We start from the raw sequence: 18,779 nt of genomic DNA on the forward strand, positions 1-18,779 counted from the left end.
ATAAGAAAAATGCAAGATGAATAAATATTCCTGCATAAAGCTACTAAAAATGCTAATGTAACCGTTTACTAAAAAAGTGGTGGAAAATTGATAAAATATAAAAAAATCCCTTGATGATTAACGATTTATCAAAATATAGAATATAAAATTAATAGAGTCAATTGACAAAAAATAATTATATACTATAATTATTAATAACAATTAAATGCAAATTAGATGGAAACGATGAATGGGGGTTATCGACAAATGGTAAAGTACATAGGTAAAAGAATTTTAACTAGTATTTTAACAATATGGGTAGTTGTTACCTTAACCTTTTTCCTAATTCGTATGATGCCAGGGGGACCTTTTAATACTGACAAAATGACGCCAGAAATAAAGGCCAACTTAAATGCTAAATATGGATTGGACAAACCAATAGGTGAACAATACACAATGTATATGAAGAATCTTTTAAAAGGAGATTTAGGAGAGTCTATGATTTTTAAAGGAAGGCAAGTAAAGAATACTATTAAGTATTCAGCACCTAAATCCGCAAAAGTAGGAGTAGTAGCAATACTTGTTTCATTAGCAGCAGGAGTTATTCTAGGAATTATTTCAGCTTTAAATGCTGGTAAATGGCCAGATAGATTATGTATGGTTTTAGCAACATTAGGTATAACAATACCAAGTTTCGTAATAGGGGCAGTGTTAATATATATTTTCACTGTTAAATTAAGATTGTTGCCAGCCACTGGATTAAGTAGTTGGAAAAATTATATTATGCCAGTTATTGCATTATCATTATCATCAATGGCATTTATAACAAGATTAACAAGAAGTAAATTAATTGATGTTTTAAAATCAGATTATATAAGAACAGCTAAGGCTAAAGGTTTAAGTGGAAGAACAGTTATATTTAAACATGCTTTAAGAAACTCATTAATTCCAATTGTTACTTATTTAGGACCTTTAGTTGCAGGTGTATTAACTGGTAGTTTCGTTATAGAAAAGATATTTGTTATTCCAGGACTTGGAAACGAATTTACACTAACAGTTATAAATAGAGATTATAGTGCGCTTTTAGGGGTGTTAGTATTTTATAGTACATTAATAGTAGTAGCAAACTTAGTTGTAGATATATTATATGTAATAATAGATCCAAGAATAAAATTAGAAGGCTAAAAGGGGGTAAAATTTATGGAAAATAATTTTGAAATGGATAAAGCACTTTTTACTCCTTTAAGCGAAGATGAGAAGAACTTTGAGCAGGTAGTAAGGCCGAGTGTTGGTTATTGGAAAGATGCATGGACAAGACTTAAAAGAAATAAAGTAGCTTTAGTTTCTTTAATAGTGATTGTATTAATAATTTTAGCAGCAATTGTAGTACCTAGTATGTCAAAGTTTGCATATGATGCAACAGATTTAGGAAAGACTAATATGAAGCCGGACAGTATTCATTGGTTTGGAACAGATGCTTTAGGAAGAGATTTATTTGTAAGAGTAATGTATGGAGCTAGATATTCTTTAATAATAGCTTTTGCAGCAACAGTAATTAACTTAGTAATAGGTGTAATTTATGGTGGAGTTGCAGGGTTTGTTGGTGGAAGGGTAGATAACTTAATGATGAGAATAGTTGATGTTCTTTATTCAATACCTACTCTTATATATGTAGTTTTAATAATGGCTGCATTTTATGATCCTACTAGTGGTAAGAGTGGAATATCAACTATTATACTAGCTCTTTCAATATCTTATTGGGTTGGAATGGCTAGAATAGTTAGAGGTGATATTCTTCAACTAAAACAACAAGAATTTGTTTTAGCAGCCAGAACATTAGGAGCATCAAAGTTTAGAATATTATTTAAACATCTAATACCAAACTGTATAGGATCAATTATAGTTACAATGACATTATTAGTTCCTCAAGCAGTATTTACAGAAGCTTTCTTAAGCTTTATAGGATTAGGAATTAATCCGCCACTTGCATCACTAGGAACATTAGCAAATGATGCAATGGGAGCTATATATGTTCATCCATATCAATTAATATTCCCAGCAGCAGCAATATGTTTAATTATATTATCATTTAATTTGCTTGGTGATGGATTAACAGAAGCTTTAGATCCAAAACATAAAAGATAAGGGGGAATAGAGAATGAGTAAATTGTTAGAAGTTAAAGATTTAAGAACCTCCTTTTCAACACATGCTGGAGAAGTACAAGCGGTAAGGGGAGTTACTTTCCACTTAGATAGAGGGGAAGCTTTAGGGATAGTTGGAGAATCAGGTTGCGGTAAATCGGTAACTATGATGTCTATAATGAGATTATTATCAGATAACGGAAAACTTGTAAGTGGAGAGATTTATTTTAATGGCAAGGATCTTTCTACTGCTAAAGAAAAAGAAATGGAATCAATAAGAGGAAATGATATTGGAATGATATTCCAAGATCCTATGACATCTTTAAATCCAGTATTTACTGTTGGAGATCAACTTGTGGAACCTCTTATGAAGCATAGAAAAGTAAGTAAAAAAGAAGCTTGGAATCAAGCTATAAAAATGCTTGAATTAGTTGGAATTCCAAGCCCTGAAAATAGAATGAAGCAATATCCACATGAGTTTTCAGGTGGTATGAGACAAAGAGTTATGATAGCTATGAGTTTAATATGTGAACCAAAGCTTATAATAGCCGATGAACCAACTACAGCTCTTGATGTTACAATTCAAGCTCAAATATTAGATTTAATGAAGGATTTAAAAGAAAAATTAAATACTTCTATAATATTAATAACACATGATCTGGGGGTTGTTGCAGATCTTTGTACTAGAATTAACGTTATGTATGGAGGAATAGTTGTAGAAACTGGAACTACAGAAGATATTTTTTATAGAGGAAGACATCCTTATACTTGGGGGCTTTTAAATAGTGTACCAAATCCTAAAAGTGATGTTAAAGAAAAGTTACAACCAATAGAAGGACAACCACCAGATCTTTTAAAACCACCAGTTGGATGTCCATTTGCAGCAAGATGTAAATATGCAATGAAGGTATGTTTACAAAAACAACCACCATTATTTGATATAGCGGAGGGACATAAAGCAGCATGTTGGTTATGTCATGAAAATGCTCCAAAAGTAGAATCATCAATTAGGAGGGAAGAGTAATGGAAGATAAGAAAGTGCTTTTAGAAGTAAAGGATCTTTGTAAGTACTTCCCTGCAAATAAAGGATTGTTAGGTAAAAAAAGTTACGTTAAAGCAGTGGATAGGGTATCTTTTACTATAAATAAAGGAGAAACATTAGGTTTAGTTGGAGAATCTGGTTGCGGAAAAACTACAACAGGAAGAACTGTACTAAATTTATATGAAGCAACAGCAGGACAAATTATATTTGAGGGAAAAGATATTACTAAATATTCTCCAAAGGAAATGCTTCCTTTAAGAAAAAGAATGCAAATGATATTTCAAGATCCATATGCATCTTTAAATCCAAGAATGACTGTAGGGGATATAATAGGAGAAGCTATAGATATTCATGGAATTATGAAGGGAAAAGAAAGAACTGAGAGAATAAGATATCTCTTAAATAAAGTTGGTTTAAATGGAGACCATATAAATAGATATGCTCATGAATTTTCAGGTGGTCAAAGACAGAGAATAGGTATAGCAAGAGCATTAGCTGTTGAACCAGACTTTATAGTTTGTGATGAGCCTATTTCAGCACTTGATGTTTCGATTCAGGCACAAGTAATAAATATGCTAGAAGAATTACAAGAAGAATTTGGGTTAACTTATCTATTTATAGCTCATGATCTTTCAATGGTTAAGCATATATCAACTCATATTGGGGTTATGTATCTTGGTAGAATGGTTGAAAAGGGGCCAAGTAATGATGTTTATACAAATCCACAGCATCCATATACAAAAGCTCTTTTATCAGCTGTGCCAATTCCAGATCCAGATGTTGCAAAGTCAAATAAGAGAATAGTATTAGAAGGTGATATTCCATCTCCTATAGATCCACCACCAGGGTGTAGATTTAAAGGAAGGTGTAGATATGCAAAACCTATATGTGGTGAAGTAGATCCAGAGCTTAAGGAAGTAGAGCCAGGACACTTTGTAGCATGTCATCTTTTTGATTAGTTATATTTTGCTATGAGCAAATGATATATATATATAAATGAAATAAAGGGGGATAATACAATGAAATCAAGCAAACTTAAAAAGATTTGCGCTGTTGCTCTAACACTTGCGTTAGGGATGACAGTACTTGCTGGCTGTGGCGGTGATAAAGGCGACACAGGTAAAACATTAATCTACAATTTAGGAGCAGATCCAAAAACTATTGATCCAGCTTTAAATGAAGCTGTTGATGGTTCTACAATTATAAGTAATGCTTTTGAGGGGTTATGTAGATTAGATGAAAATGAAAAGGCAATTCCAGGAGTTGCAAAGGAATGGAAAATTTCGGATGATGGTTTAGTTTATACATTTACTTTAAGGGATGATGCTAAATGGTCAGATGGTCAACTTGTAACTGCTAAAGATTTTGAATATGCTTGGAAAAGAGCATTAGATCCAAAAACAGCAGCAGCATATGCTTATCAATTATATTATATAAAAGGAGCAGAGGCTTATAATACAGGAAAGGGAGAAGTAGAAAATTTAGGAATTAAAGTTGTAGATGAAAAAACTTTAGAAGTAACTTTAGAAAATGTTACTCCATATTTCTTAGAACTTATGGCTTTCCCAACTTATATGCCAATAAGACAAGACATTGTTGAAGCAAGTGGTGATGCATGGACTCAATCACCAGAAACTTATATATCAAATGGACCTTTCAAAATGAAAGAATGGGCTATGAAAGAAAAGATAGTTTTCGAAAAGAATGAAAATTATTGGAATAAGGATTCTGTTAAATTAGATACTCTTGATGTAAGATTAGGAACTGATGAAGTATCAGCTTATGCTGAACTTAAAGCAGGAAATTTCCATATGACTGATACAATTCCAGTAGAAGAAATGGAACAAGCTAAAAAGGATGGTTTATATCAACAATATTCAAATCTTGCTACTTATTTCTTCTGCTTTAATGTTGGAAACAATGTGGATAAGATAGAAAATCAAGAAGTGAAGAAAGCTTTAGGAAATAAGAAGGTAAGACAAGCATTATCAATAGCTGTTAATAGACAAGCAATAGTTGATAATATTACTAAAGCTGGTCAAGTACCTGCATATAGCTTTGTTCCACAAGGTATTGAAGTAGTAGCAGGAAAAGATTTTGCTGATAAGAAGTACTATGATGTAAATGGTGATTTAGAAAAGGCGAAGGCTTTACTTGCTGAAGCTGGATATCCAAATGGAGAAGGTTTCCCTAAGATGACTATATTAATAAATTCTGAAGGAACTGGACATAAAAATATAGCTCAATATCTTCAAGATACTTGGAAAAAGATAGGTGTTGATGTTGAGATACAAAACCAAGAATGGCAAGTATTCCAAACTACAAGAAATGAAGGTAACTTCCAAATTGCAAGACATGGTTGGTCAGGAGACTATGTTGATCCAATGACATTCTTAGATATGTGGACTTCAGTAAGTGGAAGTAATGATGTTGGGTTAAAGAATGATGAGTATGATGCAACTATAAAGGCAGCAAAAGGTGAATCAGATCCAGCTAAGAGAGCTGAATTGTTCAGAAAAGCTGAAGATATCCTTATGGATGAAGGTGCATTAATTCCTCTTTACTATTATACTAAAGTAAAAGGTGTTGATCCTAAGGTTAAAGGATTTAGAGTTTCAACATTAGGTCAAGTTTTCTTTGATCAAGCATATATAGAAGAATAAGATAAAATAAAAAAGAGTCATTTTGACTCTTTTTTATTTTATCTCAGACTGCTGACAAAGTGTCAGCAGTCTTTAATTTTATACAAATATGTAATATAATTTAAAATATATTAATTTATTACATAGAGGTTTTGGTGATGATAAACGAAAGAAGACAAGCGCAAAATGAAATGGAAGTGGTTATGCTAGAACAATTAGTTCCGAAAGACCATTTATTAAGAAAAATTGATAAATACATAGATTTTTCATTTATTAGAGAGTTAACTAATGATTTGTATTGCCATACAAATGGTCGACCAGCTGTTGATCCAGTAGTACTATTTAAAATGTTATTTATAGGATATCTTTATGGCATCCGCTCCGAAAGGCAACTAGTTAAAGACATAGAAGTAAACTTAGCATATAGATGGTTTTTAGGTTATTCAATTACTGAAAAAATTCCAGATTCATCTACAATAAGTCAAAATAGAATTAGAAGATTTAAAGGTACTGATATTCCACAAAAAATATTTGATAATATAGTTCTTCAAGCTATGGAAAAAGGATTAGTTGGTGGTAAGATTCTTTACTCTGATTCAACACATATAAAAGCTAATGCTAATAAGCGTAAGTTTGAAAAAATTGAAGTACAAGTAACACCTAAAGAGTATATAGAACAACTAGATATTGATGTGAATTTAGATAGAGAAAATCATAATAAAAAACCTTTAAAACCAAGAAAAGAAAAAGAAGAAACAAAGCAAATTAAGAAAAGTACTACAGATCCTGATAGTGGATATATGATGAGAGATAATAAACCAGAAGGATTCTTTTATTTAGATCATAGAACTGTAGATAGTAAAAATAATATTATTATGGATGTACATGTTACCCCTGGTAATGTCAGCGATAGCGAGCCAATACTAAATAGAATAGATAGAATTAAATAAGTATTTAGTATAAAGCCAAAATATCTTGGTTTAGATGCAGAATATGAAAAAGATAGCAACAAGACTATCTTTGCTACTTTTAGATTTTATTCGTATTATTTTGGATGATATTTTAAATATAAGTTTTATTCATAATTAATAATAGAAAAACCCTCTGTTTTTTAACAGAGGTTTTTCAACAAACTGAAGATAAAATAAAAAAGAATAGATTTAATTAATATGTTGACTTTGATGCCCTTCTCTTTTAATAGAATGCTTCTTAGCATTTTTATTATGGTTTTGAGCTTCTTCAGTAATAGGAGTTTGATAATTACATTTTTCCATTCTAGCTTTTTTATTATCAGGTTGACTATCTTTTGGCATAAAAATACCTCCTTAAATTTTATATTACTAAAATAGTATTCTCAATAATACTTATAATATAACTAAAAAACTAGAGTCTATTTTTAGACTCTAGTTTCAGGGTGTCGACAAAGTCGACACCCTTTCGTTTTCTTGGTAAAATATTATGGGTGATATTTTATGATGACAAAAAAAAGATGTAGATAATAGATTACAAATTGAATTTAATAGTGTAGATGCATTAGTTCCAAAAGAGTATCTAGTTAGAAAAATTGATAGAGCTATAGACTTTAATTTTATATATGATGAAGTTGCAGAGTTATACTCTGCGTCCGGAGCACCAAGCATTGATCCAGTGGTTTTAATAAAAATTGTTCTGATTCAATATTTATTTGGAATACCGTCGATGAGACAAACTATAAGAGAAATTGAAGTAAATATAGCCTATAGGTGGTTTATAGGATATTCATTTACAGAAAAGATACCACATTTCTCTACTTTTAATAAGAACTATGAAAGAAGATTTAAAAATACTAATTTATTTAATAACATATTCACTAAAATCTTAGAAGAAGCTAATAAATATGGATTTATAGATTTATCAGAAATATTTATAGATTCTACACATATAAAAGCAAGTGCAAATAAGAAAAAGTATACTAAAAAAGAGATTGATATTGAGGCAAAAAAGTACCAAGAAGAATTAGAAAAAGAAATAGATGAAGATAGAAAAAAACATGGAAAAAAACCCTTAAAAAAAGAAACAAAAGTGGCCGAAACGAAAGGTGTTACTGAAAGTAATACTGACCCGGATAGTGGTATGTTTTTTAAAAATGAAAAATAGAAATGTTTTACTTACTCTGCTCACACAGCTTGCGACAAAAATAACTATATATTAGAGTTTGATGTTACAGCTGGTAATATTCATGATAGTGTTGGCTTTATTGAATTATATGAGAATTTAAAAGATAGATTTTCTACTGACGAGATCATAGCTATAGCTATGGATGCGGGATATATTACGCCATATATTTGTAGACAGTTATTCAAGGATAATATATTACCATCACTTCCTTACAAACGTCCTATGACTAAAGAAGGCTTTTTCAAAAAACATGACTATGTATATGATGAATTTAATGATTGTTATATATGTCACAATTTTAAAATCTTAAAATATTGTACTACAAACCGAGATGGATATAGAGAATATAAATCAAATCCATGTGAATGTAGTAAATGTCCTTATTTAAACAAATGTACTAATAGTAAAAATCATCAAAAGGTTATTACACATCATATTTGGCAAGAGTTTATAGATGAGGCAAATCATCTTAGACATGATAAATATGTAAAATCTGTATATAAGTCTCGTAAAGAAACAATAGAGAGAGTTTTTGCAGATGCTAAAGAAAAGCATGGTATGCGTTATACACATTTAAGAAGCTTGGCTAAAATTACTATGGAGGTCACGCTTATTTATGCATGCATTAATTTGAAGAAAATGGCAAATCGATTATGGAAAAGGCGTGCTAGCTATCGCTCCGATAGAAAACTTAGTAACTGTATTATAAAAATATACTCTTTAATTTTAAATATAATAACAAAAAGCATTTTCTCCAACTTGAGAAAATGCTTTTTGTCTACAATCTGAAACTAGAGTCTATTTTTAGACTCTAGTTTTCTATTACAATCCTAAAAGATTATCCATGTTATAAAGACCAGGTTTTGAGATGTTTCCCATATAAGAGCAAGCTTTTAAGGCTCCTATTGCAAATACTTCTCTTGAAATTGCTTTATGATTAATTTCTATAACCTCTCCAGTACCTGCAAAAATAACATCATGATCTCCAACTATAGATCCACCTCTTACTGCATGGATTCCAACTTCATTTTTTTCTCTTTTTTTATGACCATTTCTTCCATTTATAAAAGATGTTTCTTCTTTTATAGATTCTTTAATTGTATTAGCAAGTAAAATTGCAGTACCGCTTGGTGAATCTAATTTTTGGTTATGATGTTTTTCGATAATTTCTATATCATAATTTTCGTACAATAAAGGTGTTACTTTTCTTAACAAACAATTTATAAGGTTTATTCCAAGAGACATATTAGCAGATCTAAATATAGGAAGAGTTTTACTTTTTTCATTTATTAATTTTAAGTCTTCTTCATCATAACCAGTTGAACACAAAATTAAAGGTTTTTTAGTCTTTTTTGTTATCTCTAATAAGTCTCTTAAAGCATCTGATCTAGAAAAGTCTAGCAAAACATCATATTTTAAACTAACATCAGCTACTGATTTAAAAATTGGGTAGGGAGCATTAGAAGGATATTTATCTATTCCCCCTATAATTTTCAAATTATCAAATTCTTTGGAACATTCAGTGATAACTTTTCCCATTTTACCACAGCAACCATTTAAAATAATTTCTATCATATAATCTCCTTATAATAAATTATAAAATTTTAGTGATTTTTTTAGAGTTTCTTCATTACTAGAATCCATTTCACATAAAGGGAGTCTAAGTTGTCCAACATCCATTCCTATTAGATTTAAAGCTGTTTTGATAGGAACAGGGTTAGTTTCTATAAATAAACTATTACATAAATCTAATGAATCTAATTGAAGTTCTAAAGCTTTTTTTACATCACCATTAAGATAAGAGTGTGTCATATTGTGAACTGTATTAGGAATAATATTAGCTAATACAGAAATTACCCCTAAACCACCTACTGATAATATAGGAATTATTTGATCATCATTTCCTGAATATATATCTATATTATCTTTACATAATGATTTCATTTTAATTACTTGGCTAATATTTCCACTAGCTTCCTTTATAGCAACGACATTATTAAGCCTAGAAAGTTCTAGAAGTTGATTTGGAGTAATATTTACTCCAGTTCTAGATGGTACATTATAAAGTATAATAGGAATATTTACTTCATTATTAATAGCTGTAAAATGTTTAATTAACCCTTTGTTAGTGGTTTTATTATAATATGGGGTAATAATTAAAGCTCCATCAACACCAACGTTTTCAGCGTATTTAGTCATTTCTATAGCAGCTTTTGTATTGTTACTACCAGTTCCAGCTATAACAGGAATACGTTTATTGATGATATTAACAGTAAATTTAATAACTTCTTTTTTTTCTTCATCTGACATAGTAGTAGCTTCTCCTGTAGTACCACAAATAACTATTGCATCTGTTTTTTCAGAAATATGCCATTCTAATAATTCCTCAAGCTTTTTATAATTAACATCACCATTATTATTAAATGGTGTTATAATAGCTACTGCAGATCCTTTAAAAATTGTCATTAAAAACCCTCCTTAATATATATGAAGATTTTAGCTGTTTTTAATAAGTAATTCAGCTATTTGAACTGCATTAAGGGCAGCACCTTTTCTGATATTATCAGCAACTACCCAAAGGTTAATTCCATTATTAACACTAAAATCTCGTCTAATTCTTCCAACAAAGACCTCATCTTTACCTGAAACCATAATAGGTGTAGGATATTTTAAGTTTTTAGCATCATCATATACGGTAAGACCTTTAGTATTTTTAAATAATTTAAAAACATCCTTTAATTGATATTCTTTATCTAGTTCAATGTTAATACTTTCACTATGACTATTTAATACAGGAACTCTAACTGTAGTAGCTGTAATTTTTAAGTTTGGATTATGAAAAATTTTTCTTGTTTCTTCAATCATTTTAATTTCTTCTTTAGTATAGCCATTATCTAAAAATACGTCTATATGAGGAAGACAGTTTCCAGCTATAGTATAAGGAAATTTTTTAGGTGGCGTTCCTTTTAAACCATCTTGTAAATCAGCTATTCCTTGTACTCCAGCACCTGATACAGCTTGATAAGTAGAGTAAATAATTCTCTTTATTCCGTAATTATCCAAAAGTACTTTTAATGGAACCATAGCTTGTATGGTAGAGCAGTTTGGGTTTGCTATAATTCCTTTGTGCCATTTAACATCTTCGGGATTGACTTCAGGAACAACTAAAGGTACATCATTGTCCATTCTCCAAGCACTGGAATTATCTATTACTATAGCACCGTAAGAAGCGAATTTTGGAGCAAATTCTAAGCTGACACTGCCACCAGCAGAAAATAAAGCAAAATCCACTTTTTTATTTTTAATATTTTCATCACAGGTTTCTTCAACTAGTAAATTTTTATCTTTAAATTTAAGTGTTGATCCTGCAGATTTTTTTGAGGCAAAAAGATATAAATTTTTTATAGGAAAATTTCTTTCCTCTAGAATCTCTAAAAATTTTCTACCTACATTGCCTGTAGCCCCTACAATTGCAACATTGTACATTATTAATTCCCCCAATCATTAATTGTGTTAATAGTATTAATATTACAAATTATCCATACTATTACTATAGATAAATATCTGAAAAAGTTCAATACTTTACTATTAATATATACAAAAAGTAGAAAAAGTCTAAGATTTTGTTAAATGTTATAAAAATTAATGGGATGTATAATAGATGCTCTTTTGGGAAAAATATAAATATTAATTTTTAGGGGGTATATATTATGAGTAAAACACCATTAAAAAAAATAATAAAATCTAAATTAAAATCCAATAAAGAATTATCAGCAGCAGAGATACTTAGAGAAAAGATAAAGTATGAAATTGCAGATGAGCTTGGTTTAAAGGATAAGGTTGATGAATATGGATGGGGAAGCCTTACAGCAGAAGAAACAGGGCGTATTGGTGGAATTATGACTAAACGAAAAAAAGAATTAAAGATTCCAACTAATGATGAAATATTAGGAAGAAAATAATTATTTGACTAAAGTAAAATTTACCTTTAATATAATTGTAGAAATTGATATAAATAGAAATAAAAATAGTTCACGGGGGAGAGATATGGCATACGGAGAATTTGCTAAAATATATGATGAACTAATTAATGAGGATATTAATTATGATGAAATGGTTAATAGAATTATTGAGGTTTGCTCTAAATATAATGTAGATTTTACTAATTATTTAGATATTGCATGTGGAACTGGGAATGTTACTGTAAGACTTGCAAAATACTTTAAAGATAATTATGCAGTAGACCTTTCAGAAGACATGTTAAGAGAGGCTTTCGACAAGTTTAAAGAAAAAAGAGTAAAGTGCAAAGTTATATGTCAAGATATGGCTGAACTTAGCTTAAATAGAAAGTTCGATTTAATAACTTCAGTATTAGATTCAACAAACTATATAATAGAAGAAGAAAGTTTAATAAATTATTTCAAAGGAGTAAAAGAACATTTAAGCGATGAAGGAATTTTTATATTTGATATAAATTCTTATTATAAATTATCAGAAATATTAGGGAATAATATTTATACATATAGTGAAGAAGAAGTGTTCTATACTTGGGAAAATACATTTGAAGATAATTTATTAAGTATGTTTTTAACTTTTTTCGTAAAAAAGGGAGAGTTTTATGAAAGATTTGAAGAGGAGCATTTAGAAAGAGCTTATAAGGAATCTTATTTAGAATCTATATTAAGTATGGTAGGTTTACAAGTTTTAGAGAAATGTTCTGGATATTCTAAAGAGAATGTATCAGATAAAAGTGAAAGAATAATGTATGTAGTAAAAAAAGTTACAAATTAAGATTAGAAATGTTTGGAGGTAAATTTTATGGATAAAATTATAAGAGCAACAGCGAAAGATGGAATGGTAAGAATTATAGCAGGAGAGACTACTAATTTAGTAAATGAAGGAAGTAAGATTCACGAATGTACACCTGTTGCTTCAGCAGCTTTAGGAAGGATGTTAACAGCAGGAGCCTTAATGGGAATAACATTAAAATCTGAAAAAGAAGTAATGTCTTTAAAAATAAATGGTGGTGGAGAAGCTAAGGGAATAACTGTAACTGCTTATGAAGGCGCTAAGGTTAAAGGGTTTATAGGAAATCCTTATGGTAATTTGCCATTAAATGAAAAAGGAAAATTAGATGTTGGTGGATACATTGGAAAAGATGGAGATTTTATTGTTATTAAAGATTTAGGGATGAAAGATCCATATGTTGGGCAAGTTCCTATATTAACAGGAGAAATAGGGGAAGATTTAGCATATTATTTTACTGTATCAGAACAAACACCTTCAGCTGTTTCTTTAGGAGTTTTGGTAGATAGAGACTTATCAATAAAGGTAGCTGGTGGATTCATAATTCAAATGATGCCTAATGCAGATGAATTATTAGCAGATTTAATTACATATAGATTAGAAGAAATACCATCAATAACAAAAATGTTAGAAGAGCATGGAGATATAAAAAAGGTTCTTGAATTCATTTTTGAAGGAATGGATTTAAAGATTTTAGAGGAAATTGAACCAAAATACACATGTAATTGTTCTAGAGAAAGAGTTGAAAGGGCTCTAATATCTATAGGTGAAAAGGAACTAAGTGAAATATATAATGATGGAAAAGAAGAAGAATTAAAATGTCATTTTTGTAATAAATCTTATAAATTTACAAGTGAAGAAATAGGAGATCTTTTAGAGAAAATAAAAACTAAATAAAATAGATATTTAAAGGGTTAGAATTAATTTTTTGAAATAATTCTAACTCTTTGAATTTTGCGAAAATATACAATTTAGAGCAAAAAAATTTAATTAATAAAAATAGTTTAGTAGAAAAAACTCAAAAAAACGTTAACAAAGGGAGTTTTATAAATTTAATTTTAATTAATAGCTATAATAACCACTTTTCAATTCTAAGTAATATGTTATAATTTGAACTCGTAAAAAAAAGATGTCGAAAAAAGTCTTAGGAGAGATAAAAGCAATGTACTTTAAATTAAAATATATCTTATAAAATTGTATAAAATATAGAAAAACTGTAAAAAATAAGCAATATAGATTTTAAACTATTTTTATACAAAATATAGAGGTTTGTAATAGCAAAGAAATATATAGTAAAATATGTAAATAATAAACCTCTTAAATATATAAGACTAAAAAAGGAGTTGTAATTATAATATGTTACAGAATTTAGGTGTACTTACTTTAGCAATGTTTCTATTTAATTTATCACCGGGTACTATAGAAAATACACCAAAAAAAATCGAAGCTAAAAATCCAAGAGTAATATCAGAGATGTCAGCAAAGGTTGAAACTGTAAAGGAAGAAACTAAGAAAGCTAATTATAAAGACATAACGGTTTATATAACTTACTATACAAATATTAATGACTCACTTCAAGGTGGACATAATGATAGAATAGGAGTTCCTTTAAAGGATCATGGAGAAAATGTTATAGCAATGCCAGAAGACGTGCCGTATGGTTCTTATCTAGATATAGAAGATATGGGAGAGTTTAAAGTTGTAGATACAGGGGAAGCTATTGTGTGGTTAGATGATAGTACCTGTAAAGTAGATGTATTTATACCAGATGTTGATTATGAGTGGATATATACAAATACAGAAAATACAGTTAAAAAGGCAAGACTTTATTTAAACAAGGAAAACTAAAATAGTGAAAGTATATTGTAATAAAGATTAATTATGAAAGGCATCACATATATAATATTAAGTGCTGATGTATATATGAAAAATAGCTAGTGATAAGTTCACTAGCTATTTTTACTTTGGAGGCGCCAATCAGATTTGAACTGATGAATAAAGGTTTTGCAGACCTCTGCCTTACCACTTGGCTATAGCGCCATAATCATTTATTAAATTGTTTATATTATATATTTATGCTTTTTAAAGAATTTTGATACATACTTTTAATAATTTTTTAAATTAAATGAAATAATATTATTATAACTTATGAGGAGGTAGTAAAATGAATGATGAAGAAGTTTTTAAAAAATTAGATAATATTTTAAAATGTGAAGAATTTCCATCATATTTTATTAATTCAATTAGAAATGATAAAGAATTTAAAGAAAGCAAATTCAATATATTAAATAAGTTAGAAGGGATAGAACAAGAAAAAAGGTTTCATCCAGAAGGAAATGTATGGAATCATACATGTATGGTTACAGATAAAGCAGCAGAAGTTTCAAATTTTGCTGATGATAAAAGGAGTTTTATGTGGGCAGCTCTTTTACATGATGTAGGTAAGGTAACAAACACAAAATGGATTAGAGGAAGATGGAGATCTTATGATCATGATACAGCAGGCGCTAACATAGTAAGAGATATACTTTCATTAGTATCAAGTGATAAAAGGTTTAATTTAAGGGTAGAGACGTTAGTTAAATTTCATATGCATCATATTTATATAGATAAGAACTTACCTTTTGGAGATATGAAAGGACTTATTGATACTAATAATATAAAAGATTTAATGCTTATATTTACTTGTGATAAATTAGGAAGAGGTAATAAAGACACAAAAGATAGAAAAAATATCTTTTGTGAACTTAAATCAATATTAGGAAAAATAGAAAAAGAGGCTAATTGTCAATATAAAGATATAAAAGAAATTTTATCTTATATAGAAAGAAAAGAATGTAGTTTAAAAGAAATATTTTAGTTAATATTTCTTATCAACATTTATTATTTATTAACGTACTATATAAGATAGCTATAGTATTAAGAGACTACCTCTATCATTAAGCTTTCCTTCTGATAGATATATTGGATAAACATCATATTTATATAAAAAGCTTTTAACTTTTTCACCATATAAATAATTATCTAAGCTTCCAAAAAAGGCTATAGTATTTTTAGAAATCATTCCACCAGTTCCACCTATAAAACCATAATTTAGACCAGGCAAAGAGATATCACCGGGTGGAAGTAAAAGAACATCAAAATCATTTTTTGTAAGCTCTTTATATATGGATGTATCATTAGTGATAAGTGCTTTTTCATTTATAGGGAGACATGAGCATTTGGTGTAACCTTGTTTTACATGTATTTTAATTTTATTATCTTGAGTCTTTAAAAGATTAGAGTCTGTAAATTTTAAATTATGTATAAAGTAATTATCCAGAATTAAGGCATTTATAAGTACATCATTAGGATATTTAGGAGAAAGTGAATTGTTAGTTTCTATATAGCTAATTCCTTGTTTTAAAAGATTTAGTTTAAAAGACTCATCAATATCTTTATGTATTATTACTTCCTTGGATTTTATATTTAAAATATTTAATTGTATATCTACATGACCATCTATAGCTGGATATAAGTTTTTACATTTAGGTATTTCAATACAATTAAAATCTAAGCGCTGAAGATTTTCACGTTCAATTTTCGTAGTTCTATAATCTATAAAGCAAAACATGTTATTACCCCTTACGTATATTATATTTTGATTTTAATCTATTTATAATTGAAATAAAACTATTTTATAAAAATAATTTTGAATAGAGTAAAAAAATTAATACATACTAATATTAAGAAGGGAGTGTAATCCATGATCGTACTAAAGCTTGTATATAATGATGACCTAGATTTTATTAGAGAGATTCAGGATTTAAGGACTATTCTTAAGAAAAAAGACGTAACAATTGGAGTTGTTGAAAGTGTTGAATTAAATACTCATATTGTTAAGGTTCTTTGTGATGACGATGATTATAATGAAAAAATAAAGAACATTATTAATTTATATATAAGTAATATTTTATATAAAATTGTAATTGAAAAATATAAAGATAAGGAAATGTTTGATTTTCTAATAGATAATTATTTTTTCTTAAAACAGGAAGAGGTATTAGAAGTGGAAGATCAAATAATGAAAGTATTGTTGTGTGAAGAAGCTGTAAATGATGAAAATCTTGTTTATTGTATGAATAAAATGAATTCGGTAATAGAAAAGATTAAAGAATGTTTAGAGGAAAACTTTGAAATAAACATAGATGGATTTATTACTTTTAGGATGAAAGAGTTAAGGGGGGATATTGAAAATATTATAGATAAAGTAATAGAAAATTATATGGTAGAAAAAGAGTATAAAGAATTTGTTAAATTATTAAAATACTTTGTAGAAATTCAAGAAAGTAAATTAGAAGAGGTAGATATATTTATAAAAGATGGAGGAGGTTATTTAATAACAGATCATTTGGGAAATAACATATTTCAAGAGTTTTTAAAAGAATTGGCAGAGTGTAAAATAGATAATGATGCAAAAATGGAAGATGTTATAATTAGCGGACTTATAACCAATGCGCCTAAAAAGATTATTATACATGGTAAGGAAAATTGTATTAATAATGAATTTTTAGATACCATAGTTAATGTATTTACTGATAGAGTTAAATATTGTGAAGGTTGTAATCTTTGCAGTATAGAAAAAATAAAATTTTAAAATATATTGACAGAAAAACTAATTGGTGATAGAATAAGTTTTGTCAAGAAGAAACACAGCCGTTTCTCACCTTACGGCAAAGCTTAGTAAGGTAATTATCTATCGAGTGATAACTAGTTATAAATCTAGTTTATATAGGATAATGAGGACGGCGAATGCCGTCCTTTTTATTATACAGTGTTTTTTCATTGGTATACTTTATCGGAGGTGAATAATATTAATAAAAATTATTCTGTTAATGAAAATATAAGAGAGAAAGAAGTAAGAGTTATAGATTCAGATGGAAGTCAATTAGGAGTTATAGCGACTACTGAAGCTCTTAAGATTGCTGAGGAGAGAGAATTAGATTTGGTAATGATTTCTCCAAGTGCTAAGCCACCAGTATGCAAAGTAATGGATTTAGGTAAGTTTATATATGAGCAATCTAAAAAAGAAAAAGAAGCCAAAAAGAAACAAAAAATTACTAGTGTTAAAGAAGTGAGATGTAGTCTTAACATCGAAGAACACGATATAGCAATTAAAGCTAAAAATGCTAGAAAGTTCCTATTAGACGGGGATAAGGTTAAAGTTACTGTTAGATTTAGAGGTAGAGAAGCAGAATTAGGACATCTAGGCAAGAAAATCCTTGATAATTTTGCTTCAAAACTAGAAGATGTTTGCATAGTTGAAAAGTCAGCTAAGCAAGAAGGAAGAAATATGACAATGATTTTAGGCCCTAAAAAAGCATAATCTGAGAGGAGGATTTTTATCATGCCAAAAATGAAGACACATAGAGGTGCAGCAAAAAGATTTAAGAAGACAGGTACTGGAAGACTTAAGAGAGCTAAAGCTTTTAAGAGCCATATCTTAACAAAGAAAAGTGCTAAGAGAAAGAGAAACTTAAGAAAAGCTGCTTATGTTTCAACAACTCAAGAAAAAGCAATGAAGAAATTATTACCATATCTATAATATAGGTTTACAGGAGGATTAAAATATGGCAAGAGTTAAAAGAGCAGTAAACGCTCGTAAGAATCATAAAAAAGTTTTAAAGCTTGCAAAGGGATATTACGGTGGAAAAAGCAGATTATTTAAGACTGCTAATGAATCAGTAATCAGAGCTTTAAGAAATGCTTACGTTGGAAGAAGATTAAAGAAGAGAGACTTTAGAAGACTTTGGATAGCAAGAATAAATGCTGCTACAAGAATGAATGGTCTTTCATATTCAAAATTCATAAACGGAATCAAATTAGCTGGAATTGATATGAACAGAAAGATGTTATCAGAAATAGCTATAAATGATCCAAAGGCATTTGCTGACTTAGTAGAAGTAGCTAAAAGCCAATTAAACAAGTAATAATAATGCGACCTAAAGGTCGCATTTTTTATTTATAAAAAT

The 18,779-nt window shown here is 28.9% G+C and carries 19 protein-coding genes, 1 tRNA gene and 2 pseudogenes; 16 read left to right on the plus strand and 6 right to left on the minus strand.

Annotated elements, in window-relative coordinates; all coding sequences use genetic code 11:
* Nucleotides 1–246 precede the first annotated feature (246 nt).
* The 6 genes and pseudogenes from CP523_RS14510 to CP523_RS14535 form a co-directional block, all read left to right on the plus strand.
* A complete protein-coding gene (locus CP523_RS14510) occupies nucleotides 247–1,164 on the plus strand; it encodes an ABC transporter permease (protein ID WP_066676837.1) in 918 nt (305 codons plus the stop codon).
* A gap of 15 nt (nucleotides 1,165–1,179) precedes the next feature.
* Nucleotides 1,180–2,124 carry an ABC transporter permease gene (locus tag CP523_RS14515; RefSeq protein ID WP_066676840.1) on the plus strand — a complete coding sequence of 315 codons (945 nt, stop codon included), beginning with the start codon at nucleotides 1,180–1,182 and terminating at the stop codon, nucleotides 2,122–2,124.
* 13 nt (nucleotides 2,125–2,137) lie between these two features.
* Nucleotides 2,138–3,145 carry an ABC transporter ATP-binding protein gene (locus CP523_RS14520; protein WP_066676842.1) on the plus strand — a complete coding sequence of 336 codons (1,008 nt, stop codon included), beginning with the start codon at nucleotides 2,138–2,140 and terminating at the stop codon, nucleotides 3,143–3,145.
* The gene (locus tag CP523_RS14525; RefSeq protein ID WP_066676844.1) at nucleotides 3,145–4,122 is read left to right on the plus strand and encodes an ABC transporter ATP-binding protein; all 978 of its coding nucleotides are present in this window, start codon (nucleotides 3,145–3,147) and stop codon (nucleotides 4,120–4,122) included. The genes CP523_RS14520 and CP523_RS14525 overlap by 1 nt, the downstream gene beginning before the upstream one ends.
* Before the next feature lie 60 nt (nucleotides 4,123–4,182).
* Nucleotides 4,183–5,826, plus strand: coding sequence for a peptide ABC transporter substrate-binding protein (locus tag CP523_RS14530; protein ID WP_120140993.1), 1,644 nt, complete (start codon nucleotides 4,183–4,185; stop codon nucleotides 5,824–5,826).
* Between the two features lie 137 nt (nucleotides 5,827–5,963).
* Nucleotides 5,964–6,752: pseudogene (locus CP523_RS14535) on the plus strand (IS1182 family transposase); the annotation flags it as partial.
* 213 nt (nucleotides 6,753–6,965) lie between these two features.
* On the opposite strand, the gene CP523_RS16080 reads toward CP523_RS14535, so the two are convergent.
* Nucleotides 6,966–7,118 carry a hypothetical protein gene (locus CP523_RS16080; RefSeq protein WP_162926002.1) on the minus strand — a complete coding sequence of 51 codons (153 nt, stop codon included), beginning with the start codon at nucleotides 7,116–7,118 and terminating at the stop codon, nucleotides 6,966–6,968.
* A 196-nt stretch (nucleotides 7,119–7,314) separates the two neighbouring features.
* Here CP523_RS16080 and CP523_RS14540 point away from each other — a divergent pair.
* Nucleotides 7,315–8,751, plus strand: a pseudogene (locus CP523_RS14540) (IS1182 family transposase).
* 33 nt (nucleotides 8,752–8,784) lie between these two features.
* On the opposite strand, the gene dapB reads toward CP523_RS14540, so the two are convergent.
* The 3 genes from dapB to CP523_RS14555 are packed head-to-tail and all read right to left on the minus strand — an operon-like array spanning nucleotide 8,785 to nucleotide 11,448.
* On the minus strand, nucleotides 8,785–9,537 hold the full coding sequence (gene dapB, locus CP523_RS14545) for a 4-hydroxy-tetrahydrodipicolinate reductase (RefSeq protein WP_120140994.1): 753 nt from the start codon (nucleotides 9,535–9,537) through the stop codon (nucleotides 8,785–8,787).
* A 9-nt stretch (nucleotides 9,538–9,546) separates the two neighbouring features.
* The gene (gene dapA / locus CP523_RS14550) at nucleotides 9,547–10,428 is read right to left on the minus strand and encodes a 4-hydroxy-tetrahydrodipicolinate synthase (protein WP_120140995.1); all 882 of its coding nucleotides are present in this window, start codon (nucleotides 10,426–10,428) and stop codon (nucleotides 9,547–9,549) included.
* Between the two features lie 30 nt (nucleotides 10,429–10,458).
* Nucleotides 10,459–11,448 (minus strand): aspartate-semialdehyde dehydrogenase, encoded by a 990-nt coding sequence (locus CP523_RS14555; RefSeq protein WP_066678680.1) that lies wholly within the window; start codon nucleotides 11,446–11,448, stop codon nucleotides 10,459–10,461.
* 224 nt (nucleotides 11,449–11,672) lie between these two features.
* On the opposite strand from CP523_RS14555, the gene CP523_RS14560 reads away from it, so the two are divergent.
* From CP523_RS14560 to CP523_RS14575, 4 genes are all read left to right on the plus strand, one after another.
* Nucleotides 11,673–11,924 carry an alpha/beta-type small acid-soluble spore protein gene (locus tag CP523_RS14560; RefSeq protein WP_066678679.1) on the plus strand — a complete coding sequence of 84 codons (252 nt, stop codon included), beginning with the start codon at nucleotides 11,673–11,675 and terminating at the stop codon, nucleotides 11,922–11,924.
* A gap of 85 nt (nucleotides 11,925–12,009) precedes the next feature.
* Complete coding sequence (locus CP523_RS14565; protein ID WP_066678686.1) at nucleotides 12,010–12,753, plus strand: class I SAM-dependent DNA methyltransferase; 744 nt, start codon at nucleotides 12,010–12,012, stop codon at nucleotides 12,751–12,753.
* A gap of 27 nt (nucleotides 12,754–12,780) precedes the next feature.
* Nucleotides 12,781–13,665: an Hsp33 family molecular chaperone HslO gene (gene hslO / locus CP523_RS14570; protein WP_066678678.1), complete on the plus strand. Its 885-nt coding sequence runs from the start codon at nucleotides 12,781–12,783 to the stop codon at nucleotides 13,663–13,665.
* A 459-nt stretch (nucleotides 13,666–14,124) separates the two neighbouring features.
* The gene (locus tag CP523_RS14575) at nucleotides 14,125–14,616 is read left to right on the plus strand and encodes a hypothetical protein (protein WP_066678677.1); all 492 of its coding nucleotides are present in this window, start codon (nucleotides 14,125–14,127) and stop codon (nucleotides 14,614–14,616) included.
* 117 nt (nucleotides 14,617–14,733) lie between these two features.
* Here the strand turns inward: CP523_RS14575 and CP523_RS14580 are convergent.
* Nucleotides 14,734–14,808: transfer RNA gene (locus tag CP523_RS14580), tRNA-Cys, on the minus strand.
* Nucleotides 14,809–14,932: 124 nt separating this feature from the next.
* On the opposite strand from CP523_RS14580, the gene CP523_RS14585 reads away from it, so the two are divergent.
* Nucleotides 14,933–15,628 carry an HDIG domain-containing metalloprotein gene (locus CP523_RS14585; protein WP_066678676.1) on the plus strand — a complete coding sequence of 232 codons (696 nt, stop codon included), beginning with the start codon at nucleotides 14,933–14,935 and terminating at the stop codon, nucleotides 15,626–15,628.
* 51 nt (nucleotides 15,629–15,679) lie between these two features.
* Here the strand turns inward: CP523_RS14585 and CP523_RS14590 are convergent, their stop codons facing one another.
* On the minus strand, nucleotides 15,680–16,381 hold the full coding sequence (locus CP523_RS14590; RefSeq protein WP_066678674.1) for a DUF6873 family GME fold protein: 702 nt from the start codon (nucleotides 16,379–16,381) through the stop codon (nucleotides 15,680–15,682).
* Between the two features lie 132 nt (nucleotides 16,382–16,513).
* Here CP523_RS14590 and ytxC point away from each other — a divergent pair, with 132 nt between their 5' ends.
* The 4 genes from ytxC (at nucleotide 16,514) to rplT (ending at nucleotide 18,737) form a co-directional block, all read left to right on the plus strand.
* Nucleotides 16,514–17,404, plus strand: coding sequence for a putative sporulation protein YtxC (gene ytxC / locus CP523_RS14595; protein WP_066678672.1), 891 nt, complete (start codon nucleotides 16,514–16,516; stop codon nucleotides 17,402–17,404).
* A 207-nt stretch (nucleotides 17,405–17,611) separates the two neighbouring features.
* Entirely contained in the window at nucleotides 17,612–18,133 is a 522-nt protein-coding gene (gene infC, locus CP523_RS14600) for a translation initiation factor IF-3 (RefSeq protein ID WP_066678684.1), read from the plus strand.
* Nucleotides 18,134–18,154: 21 nt separating this feature from the next.
* The gene (gene rpmI / locus CP523_RS14605) at nucleotides 18,155–18,352 is read left to right on the plus strand and encodes a 50S ribosomal protein L35 (protein WP_066678671.1); all 198 of its coding nucleotides are present in this window, start codon (nucleotides 18,155–18,157) and stop codon (nucleotides 18,350–18,352) included.
* Between the two features lie 25 nt (nucleotides 18,353–18,377).
* On the plus strand, nucleotides 18,378–18,737 hold the full coding sequence (gene rplT, locus CP523_RS14610; protein WP_021875897.1) for a 50S ribosomal protein L20: 360 nt from the start codon (nucleotides 18,378–18,380) through the stop codon (nucleotides 18,735–18,737).
* Nucleotides 18,738–18,779: the final 42 nt, after the last annotated feature.

The organism is Clostridium septicum (assembly GCF_003606265.1).
GTDB lineage: Bacteria > Bacillota > Clostridia > Clostridiales > Clostridiaceae > Clostridium > Clostridium septicum.

Excerpts from the sequence above, each read along its gene's own strand:
- CP523_RS14510 (WP_066676837.1), top strand. The coding sequence starts at position 247 with ATGGTAAAGTACATAGGTAAAAGAATTTTAACTAGTATTTTAACAATA.
- CP523_RS14515 (WP_066676840.1), top strand. The coding sequence starts at position 1,180 with ATGGAAAATAATTTTGAAATGGATAAAGCACTTTTTACTCCTTTAAGC.
- CP523_RS14520 (WP_066676842.1), top strand. The coding sequence starts at position 2,138 with ATGAGTAAATTGTTAGAAGTTAAAGATTTAAGAACCTCCTTTTCAACA.
- CP523_RS14525 (WP_066676844.1), top strand. The coding sequence starts at position 3,145 with ATGGAAGATAAGAAAGTGCTTTTAGAAGTAAAGGATCTTTGTAAGTAC.
- CP523_RS14530 (WP_120140993.1), top strand. The coding sequence starts at position 4,183 with ATGAAATCAAGCAAACTTAAAAAGATTTGCGCTGTTGCTCTAACACTT.
- CP523_RS16080 (WP_162926002.1), bottom strand. The coding sequence starts at position 7,118 with ATGCCAAAAGATAGTCAACCTGATAATAAAAAAGCTAGAATGGAAAAA.
- dapB (WP_120140994.1), bottom strand. The coding sequence starts at position 9,537 with ATGATAGAAATTATTTTAAATGGTTGCTGTGGTAAAATGGGAAAAGTT.
- dapA (WP_120140995.1), bottom strand. The coding sequence starts at position 10,428 with ATGACAATTTTTAAAGGATCTGCAGTAGCTATTATAACACCATTTAAT.
- CP523_RS14555 (WP_066678680.1), bottom strand. The coding sequence starts at position 11,448 with ATGTACAATGTTGCAATTGTAGGGGCTACAGGCAATGTAGGTAGAAAA.
- CP523_RS14560 (WP_066678679.1), top strand. The coding sequence starts at position 11,673 with ATGAGTAAAACACCATTAAAAAAAATAATAAAATCTAAATTAAAATCC.
- CP523_RS14565 (WP_066678686.1), top strand. The coding sequence starts at position 12,010 with ATGGCATACGGAGAATTTGCTAAAATATATGATGAACTAATTAATGAG.
- hslO (WP_066678678.1), top strand. The coding sequence starts at position 12,781 with ATGGATAAAATTATAAGAGCAACAGCGAAAGATGGAATGGTAAGAATT.
- CP523_RS14575 (WP_066678677.1), top strand. The coding sequence starts at position 14,125 with ATGTTACAGAATTTAGGTGTACTTACTTTAGCAATGTTTCTATTTAAT.
- CP523_RS14585 (WP_066678676.1), top strand. The coding sequence starts at position 14,933 with ATGAATGATGAAGAAGTTTTTAAAAAATTAGATAATATTTTAAAATGT.
- CP523_RS14590 (WP_066678674.1), bottom strand. The coding sequence starts at position 16,381 with ATGTTTTGCTTTATAGATTATAGAACTACGAAAATTGAACGTGAAAAT.
- ytxC (WP_066678672.1), top strand. The coding sequence starts at position 16,514 with ATGATCGTACTAAAGCTTGTATATAATGATGACCTAGATTTTATTAGA.
- rpmI (WP_066678671.1), top strand. The coding sequence starts at position 18,155 with ATGCCAAAAATGAAGACACATAGAGGTGCAGCAAAAAGATTTAAGAAG.
- rplT (WP_021875897.1), top strand. The coding sequence starts at position 18,378 with ATGGCAAGAGTTAAAAGAGCAGTAAACGCTCGTAAGAATCATAAAAAA.